This is a genomic window from Spirosoma pollinicola, assembly GCF_002831565.1.
Classification (GTDB): Bacteria; Bacteroidota; Bacteroidia; order Cytophagales; family Spirosomataceae; genus Spirosoma; species Spirosoma pollinicola.
In genome coordinates, this window is record NZ_CP025096.1 from 7165677 (window position 1) to 7182014 (window position 16338).

At 46.7% G+C, this 16338-nt stretch carries 8 protein-coding genes; 3 read left to right on the top strand and 5 right to left on the bottom strand.

Features of this window, described 5'->3' with window-relative positions; translation table 11 throughout:
- Nucleotides 1-405: 405 nt before the first annotated feature.
- The 3 genes from CWM47_RS30155 to CWM47_RS30165 all read left to right on the top strand — a co-directional run bounded on the left by CWM47_RS30155 (nt 406) and on the right by CWM47_RS30165 (nt 5936).
- A complete protein-coding gene (locus tag CWM47_RS30155) occupies nt 406-3813 on the top strand; it encodes a GAF domain-containing hybrid sensor histidine kinase/response regulator (protein WP_100992288.1) in 3408 nt (1135 codons plus the stop codon).
- The gene (locus tag CWM47_RS30160; RefSeq protein WP_170069463.1) at nt 3810-4640 is read left to right on the top strand and encodes a CheR family methyltransferase; all 831 of its coding nucleotides are present in this window, start codon (nt 3810-3812) and stop codon (nt 4638-4640) included. Before CWM47_RS30155 ends, CWM47_RS30160 begins: the two co-directional genes overlap by 4 nt.
- A gap of 180 nt (nt 4641-4820) precedes the next feature.
- Nucleotides 4821-5936, top strand: a complete 1116-nt coding sequence (locus CWM47_RS30165) for a hybrid sensor histidine kinase/response regulator (protein ID WP_100992289.1) — start codon at nt 4821-4823, stop codon at nt 5934-5936.
- Between the two features lie 753 nt (nt 5937-6689).
- Here the strand turns inward: CWM47_RS30165 and CWM47_RS30175 are convergent.
- From CWM47_RS30175 to CWM47_RS30195, 5 genes are all read right to left on the bottom strand, one after another.
- The gene (locus CWM47_RS30175; RefSeq protein ID WP_170069464.1) at nt 6690-8204 is read right to left on the bottom strand and encodes a right-handed parallel beta-helix repeat-containing protein; all 1515 of its coding nucleotides are present in this window, start codon (nt 8202-8204) and stop codon (nt 6690-6692) included.
- Nucleotides 8205-8604: 400 nt separating this feature from the next.
- On the bottom strand, nt 8605-11019 hold the full coding sequence (locus CWM47_RS30180) for a right-handed parallel beta-helix repeat-containing protein (protein WP_100992292.1): 2415 nt from the start codon (nt 11017-11019) through the stop codon (nt 8605-8607).
- A gap of 310 nt (nt 11020-11329) precedes the next feature.
- A complete protein-coding gene (locus tag CWM47_RS30185) occupies nt 11330-12460 on the bottom strand; it encodes an acyltransferase family protein (protein ID WP_100992293.1) in 1131 nt (376 codons plus the stop codon).
- A gap of 158 nt (nt 12461-12618) precedes the next feature.
- Complete coding sequence (locus tag CWM47_RS30190) at nt 12619-14100, bottom strand: O-antigen ligase family protein (protein WP_157816087.1); 1482 nt, start codon at nt 14098-14100, stop codon at nt 12619-12621.
- 53 nt (nt 14101-14153) lie between these two features.
- Nucleotides 14154-16337, bottom strand: a complete 2184-nt coding sequence (locus CWM47_RS30195; RefSeq protein WP_100992295.1) for a GumC family protein — start codon at nt 16335-16337, stop codon at nt 14154-14156.
- Nucleotide 16338 lies beyond the last annotated feature (1 nt).

Sequence of the window (16338 nt, forward strand, 5' to 3'; positions counted from 1 at the left end):
CGGTCCGCCGTTGCGGCACAGAGTGCACAGAGGTTTATAAGGGTAGAAAATAACCCATTAGACCTCTGTGCACTCTGTGCCGCAACGGCGGACCGTCTCTGTGGTTAAAAAAATTTGTTCAAGTAGTTGTGATATTTTCCCGAATGACAAAATCACGCTCAAAACATAATCCTAAACAGTCTTAATAATACGACCAAACACATTAGCACTTACTCTAAACTAAAAATCATACGGCTAACGTCACTACTCATACGCATCATCCTGATTTAGTAAGTATAAATACTCAGTATTTTTGACATATAAACGTACCTTATAATTGATATATGAACTATTCATAATAGATTTCTTTGTTTTTGCTCTACCACCAAAGTATCTTTATTGTTTACATATTATAAGATATAGTAAATGACAAAATCGTTAACTGGCCGAATATATTTTGGTACAGCACTTACTTTTCTAACTGTACCGGTAATTATCTTACTTTATTTTAGTGCCTTTCGCCGACACGACGCTTTACTGGTTCATTCGACTCAGGTTGAGAAAATAACAGAGCAGGTTTCCAGCCTTCAACTAGCATTGCTTGAGGTAAAAAATAATCCACAAAATACTGTTTCATCTGCGCCAAAAGTATCAGCGAACCCGCTTACAGTTGTTGCTATTGATCGAATCCTGAACGACCTGAAGGGGTTACTGGCCGCGGAACCCACCCAATTGAACCGTTTTAATCAGGTTGAAAAAAAAACCACTCGTTTTCTGTTAGGGAACGCCAGCCAATTGGATGATATACGTAGTCAGTTGACCCGGATAAAGCAGCAGTCTCAACAGGAATTGCTGGCCAGAAAACAAAAAGAGGCCGATACTGACTACATGGAAGAGTGTGCCATGTGGGTAGCAGTGCTAGTGGCCGTTGTCAACATTGCGATTCTTATACTGGTCATTTTTGAAGAGTTCCGAAAACGCCGACGTGCTGAACGTGAGCTCAAGGAAAACCTGAATACGCTTCAAATTTATAATCAGGAAAGCGAAGAGCGAAACTGGCAACTTAGTGGCCTGTCGGCCATCAGTCATAGTTTGCAGGATATGGAAAGTCCGCAGGATATAGCCAGAAAAATACTTGTTACCCTTATCGAACACCTTGATTTACCAGCCGGAGCTGTTTACCTGTTCAATACAGCAGAACGCCAGCTGGAACGGGTTGCTGCGGTTGGCTTACCTGCCGATGTTCGCTGCACCTTTTCTCCAACCGAAGGGCTTGTCGGTCAGGCGTCGCAAGGTCAGAAAATGATGATAGTAAACCAGGTTCCAACTGACTACTGGCAGTTGAAATCGGGTAGTGGCGAGGCACAGCCGGGCCAGCTTGTGCTGGTGCCTTTATGGTACCGCAAAAATAAAGAATTGATCGCGGTGCTGGAACTGGCCTCGTTTCGAACGCTCGAACCGCCGGTCATAAACTTGCTCAAACGACTGATGGAACCTCTGGCGGTAGCGATCAATTCGGCGCAAACGCATGAGCAGGTCCGGGCTTTGCTACAACAGGTTCAACAGCAAAATGAACTGGTGGCCGATCAGCAGGAGGAACTCCGGCAATCGAACGAATCACTCATGCGGCAGGCCGAGAACTTGCAGGCATCGGAAGAAGAACTGAGAGTTCAGCAGGAAGAACTTCGGCAGATCAACGCCGAACTGGTCGAAAAAAATGAAGCCGTAGAAATAGCCCGACAATCGCTGTCCCTGAAAGCCAGGGAACTGGAGGTAACCAGCCAGTATAAATCTGCCTTTCTGGCTAACATGTCGCACGAATTGCGGACACCCCTGAACAGCGTGCTGATTCTGGCGAAACTACTGGCCGATAACAAACTCAACAACCTGACAACCAAGCAGATTGAGTATGCGAATGTCATTTATAAATCGGGAAACGATCTCCTTGAACTGATCAACGACATTCTGGATCTGGCGAAAATTGAAGCGGGCCATATCGACCTGCATCAGGAGCCCGTACCCGTGAAGACTATTCTGCGGGACCTTACCCAGCTATTCACCGTTGTTGCCGAAGAAAAAAAGGTACAACTCATTACGACCATCCACGAATCGGTACCAGCAGAGATCGTTACTGATCGTCTACGGGTAGAGCAAATTCTTAAAAACCTCTTATCCAACGCCTTCAAGTTTACTCCGGCAGGCGGTCACATTACGCTGAACTTCTCCATTGAGCCTCATTCTCCATTGCTCACCCGGGCAGAGCTTCGTCAGGAAAAATCACTGTTGACCATTTCGGTAGCGGATACAGGCATCGGTATTCCGGTTGATAAACAACAGCTTATATTTGAAGCTTTCCAGCAGGTAGACGGTTCAACGAGTCGTAAATATGGCGGCACGGGACTGGGCCTGTCCATCAGTCGGGAACTGATCAAACGGCTGGGTGGCGAAATTACCTTGCAAAGCGAAGAAGACCGGGGCAGTACCTTCACAATCTGGTTACCACTCTCGGGCTGGCACAGTAAAGAAACACCACAGGAGTCGCTTCAGGAAGCCAGCGATAAGGCCTATTGGAACCGCTCAACCAAGGCGAATCACCAGTTGACGCCTGTGTTGCAGGATACCGTTTCCGATGATCGGAAATCGCTGGTGAAGGGCGACAAAGTGATGCTTATCATTGAAGATGATGCTCGTTTTGCCAGCATTGTCCGGGACTTTTCCCGCTCTAAAGGCTACAAAACGCTGGTTGCTTTACAAGGCGATGAAGGGCTGGCTTATGCCCGCCAGTATGAACCATCGGCCATTATTCTGGATCTACAGCTACCCGTACTCGATGGCATCAGCATTCTTAAACTCCTTAAAGACGATGCCCATTTAAAACATATTCCGGTACATGTGGTCTCGGCCAGCGACGAGCCAAAACTAGCCTTGCCCGGTGCGCTGGCCTATCTTCAAAAACCCCTGAAGCGCGAAGATCTGGAAGATGCCTTTACCCGAATAAACAACAGTCTTGCCCAGCAGATAAAAAATGTACTGGTACTGTCGGGCGACTACCTGCCCGATGACTCACTCACCAAGCTAATTAATGATAGGCACTTCGGTATCACCTGCGATTATGCCGTTTTGAATGACGAAGCGCTGCAAAAAGTACACGACAAAGGGTATGACTGTGTCATTGCCGATATTGGGAAAGACCTGGAAAAAGGCATCATAAAGCTACGCCAGTTGCAGGCAGCTATGCCCGACAATCAGATTCCGGTTATCATCTATATGGATAACGAGCTTTCTAACATCGACGAGCTGCAACTGAAGAAATTGTCTGATACGGTTGTGCACGATTCCGTTCAGGCTAAAGATCGGCTTATGGACCAACTGGAGCTGTTTCTCTATAAAGTTCAACAGGAAACGACAACCCAACCCCTCCCCGCCCCGGTAACGCAGTCTTCGCCAGGTCGATCAAACTGGCATGGAAAAACAATTTTGCTGGTCGATGACGATATGCGTAACGTTTTTTCAATAAGCACTCTGCTGGAAGAGAATAACTTACACGTTGTTACCTCCAGCGATGGTCAGGAGGCCATCGATACGCTGAACGAGCAAAGCCATGTAGATCTGGTTCTGATGGATATTATGATGCCTGTCATGGACGGCTACGAGGCCACCCGGCGAATTCGGACCGATAAGCGATTTATTGACTTGCCAATCATTGCCCTGACTGCCAAAGCGATGCCCGGCGACCGCGAAAAATGCCTTGAAGCGGGTGCATCAGACTATATCACAAAACCACTGGACATCAATCAGTTATTATCGTTAATGAATGTCTGGATACCCGCATGATAAACCCGGACTGTGAACTAAGTACCACTGAGCTGGACGACATTTTGACGATTGTCAGGCTCGTACACGGCTACGACTTGACAATGTATGCACAGGCATCATTGAAACGTCGGATTGTGCGCTGTATGGGGCTGGTCAAGATTCAGACGGCCGCCGACCTACGTTATCGGCTAACGAACGACGCGATCTTTTTCGCCTGGTTTTTACAGACAATCATGGTGAACGTTACTGAAATGTTTCGTGATCCGCCGTTTTACAGCAACCTGATCGAGAAAGTATTCCCACTACTAGCCTCCTATCCGATCATTAAAATCTGGCATGCCGGATGCTCCACGGGCGAAGAGGTTTACTCAATGGCTATTTTACTAAAAGAGGCTAATCTGCTGGAACGCTGCCGCATATACGCCACCGATCTTAACGCGGCAAATCTGGACAAAGCCCGGCAGGGTATCGTTAACATACAACACATGGATGACTATGCACTTAATTATAAACAAGCCGGCGGTACTCACGATTTATCGGATTACTACACGGTAGATGGCAACCATGCGGTCATGCAAAAAAGCCTTCGGGATTCGATTCTCTTTGCCCAGCATAATCTGGTAACCGACCGGGTTTTCAATGAATTCCAGCTAGTATGTTGCCGTAACGTGCTGATCTATTTCAATAAAGACCTGCAAAATCACGTTATCCGGCTTTTTCACGACAGCCTGGCGTCATTAGGTTATTTAGCCATAGGACCAAAAGAATCACTCATGTTTACTGATTTACGCAATCAATTTGAACCCATCAATGCCGAAACCCGAATTTTCCGACGTACCCGATAGGGGGACTCTGCCTATTTATACCGTTCACTATCCGTCCGAACACTAAGTAAATGGACAATGTGAAATTGATAATGTAAATTTTTAAAATACTGATTATCAGTCACTATTCATTTGACATTATTAATTGTCCATTTACTTACATTCATTAACGTTCCGTAACAATTCATTCATCAGCATTCTATGATGCTAACATCTACAAATCAATCCAGTCCGTTCACTATACTTCTGGTCGATGACCGGGCAGAGAACCTGCTGGTTCTGGAAGAACTTCTTGACAATGGAAAGCGCCAGTTTATCAAAGCTGCATCGGGCAACGAAGCCCTGAAACAGGCTTTGAAAAATGACCATATCGGCCTGATTATGCTGGACGTGCAAATGCCTGACATGGATGGCTTTGAAGTGGCTAAATTTTTAAAAACCAACCCTAAAACCCGCGACATCTCCATCATTTTCGTAACGGCCATCAGTAAAGAAGAACAGTACGTAATGAAGGGGTTTGAGGAGGGCGCGGTCGACTATCTGGCCAAGCCGCTTGACAGCAACGTGACCAGAGCGAAGGTAAACGTGTTTGAGCAATTATGGCGCTACCAGCAGGCATTGAAACAATCGGCAGGTGAATTGGCAACGATAAACAAGCAACTCGAGAAGTTCGTCTATATGGTGGCGCATGACCTTAAATCACCACTTACAGGCCTGTTAACCCAGTTACACTTTGTTGAAGCAATGAACGATAGCGGTCCGGTTGCCCAGGCAGAACTGGCTGACTATGTAGGCGATTTGAAGGACGCCGGGTATCATTTGTCTACCATGATCAGTACCATTTTGGACTATTCCCGTCAAAGTATTGATCAGCAAAGCGTGGAAGAGGTAGCTGTCGCCGAGCTTTTATCCCAAACGGTTCAATTGCTGTTTCCGCCGAAGCACATAAACATTCAGGTCATTGAGCCGTTGCCGGTACTTTCTACCAAAAAGATAAAGTTGCAGCAGGTCTTTCAAAATCTGTTAAGTAATGCGATCAAATACAACGATAAGGCACAGGGTCTGATTGATATTGGCTGTACGGATAAGGGTAAATTTGTTGAATTTTTTGTCCGTGATAATGGCCCCGGCATGACGCAGGAACAGCAAGATAAACTCTTTCGGCTTTTTCAACCGGGTGGACATTCGCAGCGGGAAAGCAGCACGGGTGTAGGGCTTAATATCCTAAAAATGCTCGTGGAGGAACAGGGAGGGGCACTTCGCGTCGTTACATCGCCGGGAGCAGGCTGTATGGTGTCCTTCGATTGGCGTAAATAATTCGAGGATCAGATAAAATGAATGGCCCTCTACATCTAGCCGGTACACTGGTCAGATCTGGAGGGCCATATGCATGTATGGGTTAAGCTATGCAATATCTAAAACCGGTTTATGATGCAATGGCACGCGTAATGGTTCAACGAGATGCAGTTGATTTAAGAGAATCCAATCTTGCTCCGAAATATGCCGTTCGAGATAATTCTCAAGACTGCCATAGGTGTGCTTCGCAAAATTTGGATGGAGACTATAGTATTGACGTACATACCTGACAATTCGCTTGAGCCGGTTAAGTTTATCAACCTGTTCGTCTAACTGGTAAAAAGCTTCTTGACTAAACGTTGACAGGAGAGCACACCGAAACACGATCACTGCCATCAATTTGTGTAATTTCCAGACCATCCTGCACTTTCTATCGTATGTTCAAAAACTTTCTTGAAAAAGCTTACCGACATAGCCAGTTGCTCATTGAGACTTTCAAAGAAAGGCCCTCCTGTGCGAAACAAATATAATCATAAGTTACCGATAATACTATATTAATTATCAGGTATTTACTTAATAAATTAATTGAAAACTAAATGAAGCTATTCAACTTGTTACACGAGTAGGTTTATAACAAAATATATGCCAACGTTTGATTTTGCTTAAAAATTAAAGTGTATAAATGAATATAGTTCTTAGTAAGTACCCAACACAGGCAACAGTAAAACCTTGGACCCTATCTCGTCTATCAGCGAGTCGAGAGGTAATTTCTGCTTATTGTTTGATAAAACGCCCTCGGATTATGTCTGACGGGTTGATAAATATATCGAAGAAGTAATGGCCTGATGGTAAATGTGCCACGCTGATTGTCAGTGTATTTGTTCGGCCCTGGGTGTTCAATTGATTGATTACCCGTTGACCCATTGAATTATAAATGTGTATCTGGTCAATAAACTGATCTTCGGGCAGTAGCAGCGTTACCTGATCGGAAGTTGGTGATGGGTAGGCAATAACCAACGCTAATCGCTGATTTAAGCATGCCAAGGCCACGTCAATTGGTGCCGTATTGAGGCTATCGGGACTAAAGCTATAAGCGCCTATATCGTAGGCGCCGTCCCGCAACTTCCCATCCAGATCGGCCAGAACACCCCAGGAAGAAACATTGACACCAGCTCGAATTAATGGTGAGCAGGGCGTTAGACGAAAATCGGCGGAGTCAGCCGACACATCAACAAATCCGGCTGTTGCGGTGTTGATTGCCACAAAGTTAGCGACCATATCAGCCCGCGCCCCTTGCTGAAAAACAAAAGCCCTTCCACCCAGAGCCGGGATTGCATTGGTCTGGGTTATAACGTTATTAGCAATAGTATTTACGTTGATCTCGTTATACAAACGTATGCCGTCGCGCCCCGCCTTGCTGATGGTGTTGTTCAAAAAAGCCATCGACGTATTGGACAGCGAGCCTGGCCGGTCATCACAAAAGATACCATCCTGCCCCACATCATAGATCACATTGTTGTAAATTCGATTGTTACCCAGATGCCCCAGAATGGCCAAGCCCGTGCCCGCCACATGGCGGATGATGTTGCTGTAACAATCTCCGCCGGAGCCACCACTAATTTGCAGACCATTATTCTGATTTTTGGCAAAGGGGCTGATTCCTGCATAGTCAATATGATTGTGATGTACCTGAGCATCGGGAGCACATCCGTACTGCAGACCCTCGGCTCCTGTATGCTCAATACGGTTATTGTAAACCTCCAGCCCCTGAATCAGATGAGGATAAACCACTTTAACAGCCCCATTGCAGGTAACGTTGACGCCACTGTAAAACGAGTTGCCAATATACATGCCCTCTCCACCCGTATCATGGATGTAGTTATCGTGGAGTTTGACATTGTACATCGTAAACTTTTCCCGCCAGGTGACTGGGTCGCAGGTGGGGTCGGTTTTGATGAAAAAACCGGCAAAACCAGCTTTGGCGACTTCTACGCGCTCAACCTCACAGTCTGAACTCAGTACGCCAATGCTTAAGCCAGATGCATCAGTGTTGGACTGATCCAGCTTGAAACCGTACTGATAATTACTGTCTCCCGATCCCGACAGGACAAAGTAACGACTGGCTTCGAACTGAATACCCGAGTAATATTCATCTATACCGACATTCACTTGTCCACCACAATTAATGAATCGGATTGGCTGAGCGGACGTACCAACAAAGCCAATGAAGCGTAAATGATCATATCGACCTGACTGAATACAAACGGTTTTGCCCGGCAGGACATTCATGAGGCTATTCATGTAAATCCCGCCCTTACTTATCGTATAATCACAATTGCAACCTGATGGGCTCTGCGCATCGACAATTCTACCCCCATACAATAACACAGCAATAACTAGTAAAGCTATTCGTACCATTACAAACTATCTAATGCATTCACCTGTGTTTCTCAGTTTGCGTTTTGTACATTACTTCGCATTGACTATTAATGTCATATACTTTACGAAGATAAGGCCGAATAAGTAATTAATAATAGCAAAATATTGGTAACATTATAACTTACCTCTGGTTCAAGTCCCCCCAGTTGTTAGCCGTTCTGACTCGAACCTACACAAGGCCCAAACCAGAACGGTTTATCAGGGTAAATCCCCTCCCATTTGAGGGTATTCCGCTATCATATCACAGAGCTTATAGCTTTACAAACCGCCCCCGAACTGTTTGAAGTGGACTTTTGATAAGATCAAAAATGTACGTACCAGCCAATAAGTTAGCTACGCTAAATGTCATCCTATCGACTCGTTCGCTTCGTTGCGTAATTACCAGCTGACCCATCGCATTGTATATTGACACTTGATCAATAACCTGCCCCTGAGGCAACTGAAAGGTAATCTGACTATAAGCAGGTGATGGATAAATGACGACTTTGGATGTACTCTCTTCGGGTGAATACGCCCCTGCTACTGCCGTCTGAGCGTCTGTTTGCGGGGTCGCCCCTACGCGAGCGTAGGCTGAGTTCGTCGCGTTTGTGCCTTGATTGCCCGCCACATATTCATAGGCCCCTATGTCGTAACTTGTGTCGCGCGGGTTGCCATCCAGGTCAACGGTTATACGCCAACTCGAAACATTGATCCCGAAATCGATTAATGGGGAGCCGCTTTTCAAATGAAAATCTGTCGAATCATTTTCAAATCCCGCCGTCGATGCACTGGCAGCCGTAAAGTTTGCCGACATGCTGGCGGTTGCTCCCTGCGCAAAGACGAACGCTTTACCGTTTAACGATGGGGTTGCATTTGGGCGCGTAATAACGTTGTTGGCAATGGTATTTACATTGATCTCGTTATACAAGCGTATGCCATCACGCCCCGTCTTGCTGATAGTGTTGTTCAAAAAAGCCATCGACGTATTGGACAGCGAGCCTGGCCGGTCATCACAAAAAATACCATCCTGCCCCACATCATAAATCACATTATTGAAAATGCGACCATTTCCCAAATGGCCCAGAATGGCTAACCCTGTACCAGCTACGTGTCTGATACTGTTGCTGTAACAATCTCCCCCCGAACCGCTGCTTATTTGCAGTCCATTGTTCTGATAATTGGCAAAGGGGCTAATACCGGTGTACTCAAGCCGATTATGATGTACCTGTGCATCGGGGGCGCACCCGTATTGCAGGCCTTCGGCGCCGGTGCGCTCAATGCGATTGTTGTAAACTTCCAGCCCCTGAATCAGGTGAGGATAAACCGTTTTGGCGACTCCATCGCAGGTTACACCGAAACCATCGTAGAATGAGTTGCCAATATACATGCCCTCTCCACCCGTATCATGGATGTAATTATCATGAAGTTTGACATTATACATCGTGAAGTTTTCCCGCCAGGTGGCCGGATCGCAGGTGGGGTCGGTTTTGACCATGATCCCGGCGAAATTGGCAGCTGCTACCTCGATGTGGTCAATCTCGCAGTCGGAGCTTAGGCCACTTACGCTAACGCCCATTGCGTTGCCATTCGTCCCGTTACTTTGCGTAAGTTTTATGCCATAAAACGAATTGGAATCGCCCGCTCCACTAAGCACGAAGTACTGACTTCCCGACACGACAATACCCGTTGTTCCCGTAGTAGTGCCCGCCGTTACCTGCCCGCCACAGTTCATAAACCGAATTGGCTGCGTGGTTGACCCAACGAAGTTACTCAGCCTCAAATAGTTGTATTGCCCAGCCTGAATACAAACCGTTTGTCCGGGCTTTACCCCCAGTCGGGCGTTGTTATACGTGTCAGCCTTTGTAATCGTATAATCACAACCGCAACCAGCTGAGCCGCCTATTTTCCAACCAGCCGGTACCGGCCCTAAACTGGTATTGACAAGCGTGTTGTTGTAGACACTGGCATTGGGGGCATTATTGATATTCAGGCCTACACCGGTTGTTAGGTCAATCCGGTTGTTATACACCTGTAGACCGGTCATTTGAACGGGATAAACTGTTTTTGTGGTACCATTACAGGTGATGGTTGCACCCGTTGTAGCCGAGTACCCACTCCCTATAAACATACCGGGACCGCCGGTATTATGCACATAGTTGTCATGAATACGAACGTTGCGAATGGTGTAATTATCACGCCAGGTGGTGGAGTCGCAACCGGGGTCCAGCTTCATAAAAAATCCCGTATAACTTGCCACGGACACCTCTACCCGCTCAACCTCATACTCTGTACTTGCCCCGCCTACCGATACGCCAGAACTCCCCGTGCTGTAGGATTTATCGACCAGAAAACCGTATGGGATAGCCGCGTCGCCCGATCCGGTCAGTGCAAAATAACTGCTGTTCGTGAATTGAATACCCGACGTGGTTGCATTGGCACCAACTCCTACCTGCCCTCCGCAATTGACGAAACGAATGGGCTGGGCAGCCGTACCAACAAACCCAATAAATTTCAGAAAATCGTAATGCCCTGCCTGAATACAGATCGTCTGTCCAGGCTGTACATGCAATGTACTGTTGTTATATGTACCGCTCTGCGTAATTGTATAGGCACAGTTACAGGCCATTGACTGTTGAGCGTTGACAAGTAGGAGCAGACCACATACTAAATATAAACCTTGTTTCATGGGAAGAGGAAATTTGGATTCAAACCAGAATTACAACCAAATTGTTGCTAAAAATGCCTGATTCGCAGCAGTAATATAGCGCGAATCGGGCATTGCCTTTTAGTTGAATTTTACTTTCCTCTCTTCTTTATGAATTTTAAAACTTCATGTTTTCTACTCCCGGTTAACGGCCTATCTGGTGTATACAGTATGAAGAATTAGTATGGGAAATTACAAAAAAGAGGTCACCTACTCCTGAGCTTTTCACAGGAATAGGTGACCAGAATAAGTTGACTTTTTAACGTTTCGCTCTAATGCACTCTAAACTTAATTACGCCTGAGGGGCCAACTCCGACGACTTTTCCGGACTGGGAACGGGCTGTTTTTTCGACCGAAGAAAACGACTTTCAAACCATTCGTACGAAGCTGCGGAAATACCAATGGATAGGGCAATGCTCAGGCCATACAACAAAACGTTGCTGCCGGGTGCCAGCCAGTTGGTCAGCGCATGAGCCATGGCGATGCCGACTAAATGGTACATGTACAAGCCATACGAAATCTTGCCCAGGTATTTAAATACACTAATTTCCAGATTGATGATTGATGCAGGATTGGCGGCTAAATTCAGGATGATGATCGCAAACAGGACGGCATAACATTCAAAATTTACATACGGAACCACCACGCCATAGCCAATCATTACGCCACTGATCCCGTATGCCAACACCTGAACTGGCTTACTGAACAGAAATTGTAACGCCCGTTCCTGTTTGCGGTGTAGCAAAATGGCCGTCAAACCACCAATGGCCATACAATCCACACTGAACTTGTTCCAGATTCGAATAGCTGTGCGTGCCCACGATGCCTCATGTGTCAAGTTCGACAATACTGGCAACCCAACAAATTTGACAACAAGATACCCGCCCAGCACAAGACAGCATATGAGTACCGGGTTGCGTATTTTTTTGAATAAGACAGGCCATATCAGGTAAAACTGTTCTTCAACGCCGATGGACCAGGTCTGATAAATACCCGGTATGGGCATGACAACCATATTCGGCAGAATCAGGAGCAACAGAATCAGTTTCGTCGTGAAGCCCGAAGCGAGTTCACCGGACAGGGTTGGCAGATAAAAAATCGAGATAGCAGGAAACACAAACAGTCCCAAACCAACCATCAAATAATATAAGGGCCAGATACGCCGTACCCGACGCATGTAAAACGCCCAAATCGATATCGTATTCGTTGTCCGTTGCTCCTCCAGAAGCAGGTAGGTAATTAGAAAACCACTCAGTACGAAGAAAAGAACTACAGCCACTTTACCGACCACCTCGAAAAAGGGAATGTGCCATAAATTTGGCTCGTTCAAAAGAAATTTATACTGTTCCAGATGGTGAATAATGACGGCGAATGCCGCAATAAATCGTAACCCATTCAGGTTGGGGAAATATACTTTTGCCATTATGAATACTTATAGATAGACTACTTATTTGATACTGATAGCGTACAGAATTGAACAACCTGGAGTGTTGTTTGCAGTAAAAGCGGCAGATGGTCAACAACGACAATTCGTCAAATAAGTCTCAGTAGTACAGATCGTACAGGCATATAGATAGTAGGTTAAGGTAAGGTACGGTTGGGCTGTTGAGCAGGGGGCGGCACTTTATCAAATTGATCTGCCTGCACAAAAAAGATAATGCTTATATAGATAATGAAACAGGTTGGCTTTTGGCCCATAATCTGATTCCCGTAATTGGCCACCAGAATACCAAAGTAACCACACAATAAGCCCGACATCACAGATCGAAGATGTGGGTCGTGTATATAAAAGACCTTCCGGAAGCCTAGAACGAAAAAAGTCAAAATGCCAATCACGTGTATGACCAAGCCAATGACGCCGGTTTCGACCCAGATTTTAACGTACCAACTGTCGATACCCTGTGTGGTGACCACCACTTGCCAGTACTTTTTACCCGAATCACCAGCCAGCCCCAGGCCAACTCCAAACGGGCGCGTCGACAGAAAATCGGCAAACAGCCGCTGGTTGGAAAGCCGCAACTGGAGGGAGGGATCTTCGGGGTCAAGCGCACTTCGAAGCCGCTGAACCTGGCTATTGGCCTGAAGAATTGTCGTGTATTTAAGAAATCCGAAGGCCATAGCACCCACTGTGCCACCAACGACCAACACGACGATATTGCGCTTAAGAACAAGGTAAACGGCAAAACCAGCCCCCAAAACCGCCAATGGACCCCGACTGCCCGCTATGGCAAAACCCCAGAAAAATACGAGGGTCATTATACCGTAGCCAATTTTGCGGAGTTTAGATGGCTCGTCGAGCATTCGGATCATAGCAAACAAGGTAGCCTGAGCCATTACTGCCCCAAATTGACCCGCATCCGGGCACATGCCAAAACACCGCATTACCCCATTAATGATGTGCGTTGAAAAAGCAATGTTATCCATCCAGAACTGCTCTTCGTTTGTTAGCCCCATGTACTGCTGCTTGAATGACCAAAGCGCCATAATCATACAGCCGATCATCCAGATATTGACAAATAGCCGTAGATCAGACTCTCGCTTTAACACGATAAACCCGATAACCGTCAACTCAAACCAATACAGCGAAAAGCCCCGTACTGCCACAAACCAGGGTTCGCGACTGATTGACATTGGGTTAAACAGCTCCAGGATTGTATAAAGAAGCCAAAGCAGGAGCAGGTAAATAACCGGGTTGTTGAGCCGCTGCCAGTCTTCTGCTTTGGCCGTGAACAGTACGCCCAGGAGCGACACAAGCAGACACCCATCCAGTAACAAACCCAACTGAAATGACGGGCCGACAATTTTGGCAATCATGTCGCCAATACTATGACTGAATAAAAAAAGGCTCAGTATCAGACAGCTGAAAATACCAACCTTCGGCTGATTAAAGCAGAAACTCAAAAACAGCAATGCCGGTGGCGCAACGATCAGCAGGCCCGCTACCGCTATTCCACCCTTTGCGATAATAAAGCCTAACACCAGAGCGGCCAACAGGCAACCCAGCAGTGCGAGCAATAAGCGACCGGAGCGGTTTTCGGTAAAATAGTGCGTAATAACTGACATGGTATCGGGTATAGAGCCAGCCAGTCGTTCCTTAACAAAGCCGGTCAATGAACTCAGACAAGATCAAGTGGTTTGGGTTGGGCAGCTTTGCTACTTTTCTTTTTTTTCAGTTGTGGTATTTTCCCCAGCAACGGCTCCAGCAAATCGGCCTCGACCCCATTCAGAACGGTCAATAACGCATGGTGGCTGGCTTTTTCAACCAGCACCTTTAGTCCTTCATCAGCCTTTGACCAGGTCGATTTAGCATGAAGCACCAGCAGCGATAAATGACTTTGACCAACCAGATGAACAGGCATCGCATTGGTCAATAAACTGGGCAACTCCAGAAAGACGTAGTCAAATTCAGGTAAATCAGCCGCTTCAACTCCTTGAAGTAACACCCCTACAGTACGGGTGTCGGCAAAATCGCTGTTGACAGGATAGGCAATGGTTTGTGCGTCGGTTTCCGGTTTTTCTTCAGCATCGGCAGGATACAGATAGCATACCCGGTGACCTGCCTTCACCAGCCGATGACTGATTCGTTCACCAACCCATGTTTTCCCTTGTTTTTCCTGCGTTCCCAAAAGTGTAATTAATCGATAAGGGGGCCACTCATCGGTGTCTGGGACGGTTATATCAATTAATAGACGCGTGCGAAGTTTCTCGACCATGCACCGCTCAATGTAGTCCAGATCGTATCTGGCGAATAGCTTACTTATTAGCGGAAAAGCGGCTGCCAGCGGTATACCCGACAGTTGCTCAGCCCGCTCAGGCGTTTGAATACTGCCGTTCACAACCTCCTTACCCAGGAGTACCGCAATCAAAAGCACCAGCGACCCGATAAACGACACGGCCACGAGCATAGATCGAATAGAGGGCTGCGATTTCATGGGTAGTGCGGGGGCGTCGATAATGCCCATAGACCCGGTCATTTCGAGGTCTTTCTGACGAAGACGAGCCATATTCAGGCCATGCAGTACAAACAAATACTCTTGTTCGGCAAGCCCTATTTTCCGCTCCAGCCGGTGTATTGCTGATCCTTGCGGAGCCAGATCATTATAGATGCCTGCATACTCCTGAACACGTGTTTTCAGCACATTCAAGCGGGCATTCGATCCCTGAAGTTTCAGCGTTTGCTCCACATAGTCGGTCAATAGATCCTGCTTGGGAATCGACTCAACCGTATTTGTTGAGTTATATAATCGTCGGACTGCCACCTTCAACTCGGCCGACAGTTGGTCTGTAGTGGCTTGAAGTTTGGCAATTTCTGCCGGTGGTTGCTCATACACCATCGCATTGGCCAGCCTGGTCTGTATTTTAGCCAGTTCATTCCGTTTCTTTGTCACATCGCCATTAGCAAGGAGAACAGAAGCATTGTCATCCAGTTTGCGTTCCAGAGCCACCAGAGATGCCTGAGCTGCCTGTTGTTGCATTTTTTCGTGGACATATTCCGTCGACGTGGCCTCTTTTGCTTCTGCGGTGTATTTTGATTGTTCAGCGTAGTTAATAATCTTATTCTGAACGCCATAGTCTGTCAGTTGGTCCTCTGCCGACTTCAGATGCTGCTGGATGGTTTGGGCCTGATTCTCGAAGTATTTAACCACCGTTCCATTTTCTGAAGCCCGAATTGCCTGATAGCGTTTCTGGAACGTGTCGATCAAAAACACAAGTGTTTGCTGACAAATGGCAGGATCGTCGGCTTTGCAGGATAACTCCAGCATATCACTACTGTTCTTGCGGCTAACTGTAATCCGGCCCAGAATACTCTCGACAGAATAGGGCGAGTTGGACTGATATAAAAGTTTTTTGATGGCATTTCCGTCCTGCGCCCCGGCAAGCCTCTCCAGTTTTTTCAATGTAGCAAGTTCATTATAACCAACTGAAACGCCTTTCAACTCAGTATTACGCAGTTTTTGCAGATCGTCAAACGACTTTTTACTCAATTTGTCAGGGCTGGCTTTCCGGAGGCTCAAATGATAAGCCAGCAGATGTAAGCTTACCTCAGTGAGCGTTTCGCGTGATTTTATAGTAGTAATCAGGTTATCGAAGGCATTGCCAATCTCCTGGCTGGTCGTCTTGGTGTTGTTTTCAACAATGGACATTCCAGAGGCAAAGCCTGTATAAACTGTTGCTGTCGCAATATAAGAGCGGGGCAGATCGCCGGTCAAATACGCTACGGTGCAGGTAACCATCACGGGAAACAGCAGTAACCAGATCAGGTTCTTTCTGAGTACACGAAAAACGGTGGCCAGTGTCATA

Excerpts from the sequence above, each read along its gene's own strand:
- CWM47_RS30195 (WP_100992295.1), bottom strand. The coding sequence starts at position 16,337 with ATGACACTGGCCACCGTTTTTCGTGTACTCAGAAAGAACCTGATCTGG.
- CWM47_RS30185 (WP_100992293.1), bottom strand. The coding sequence starts at position 12,460 with ATGGCAAAAGTATATTTCCCCAACCTGAATGGGTTACGATTTATTGCG.
- CWM47_RS30155 (WP_100992288.1), top strand. The coding sequence starts at position 406 with ATGACAAAATCGTTAACTGGCCGAATATATTTTGGTACAGCACTTACT.
- CWM47_RS30175 (WP_170069464.1), bottom strand. The coding sequence starts at position 8,204 with ATGAATGTCCTGCCGGGCAAAACCGTTTGTATTCAGTCAGGTCGATAT.
- CWM47_RS30160 (WP_170069463.1), top strand. The coding sequence starts at position 3,810 with ATGATAAACCCGGACTGTGAACTAAGTACCACTGAGCTGGACGACATT.
- CWM47_RS30165 (WP_100992289.1), top strand. The coding sequence starts at position 4,821 with ATGATGCTAACATCTACAAATCAATCCAGTCCGTTCACTATACTTCTG.
- CWM47_RS30180 (WP_100992292.1), bottom strand. The coding sequence starts at position 11,019 with ATGAAACAAGGTTTATATTTAGTATGTGGTCTGCTCCTACTTGTCAAC.
- CWM47_RS30190 (WP_157816087.1), bottom strand. The coding sequence starts at position 14,100 with ATGTCAGTTATTACGCACTATTTTACCGAAAACCGCTCCGGTCGCTTA.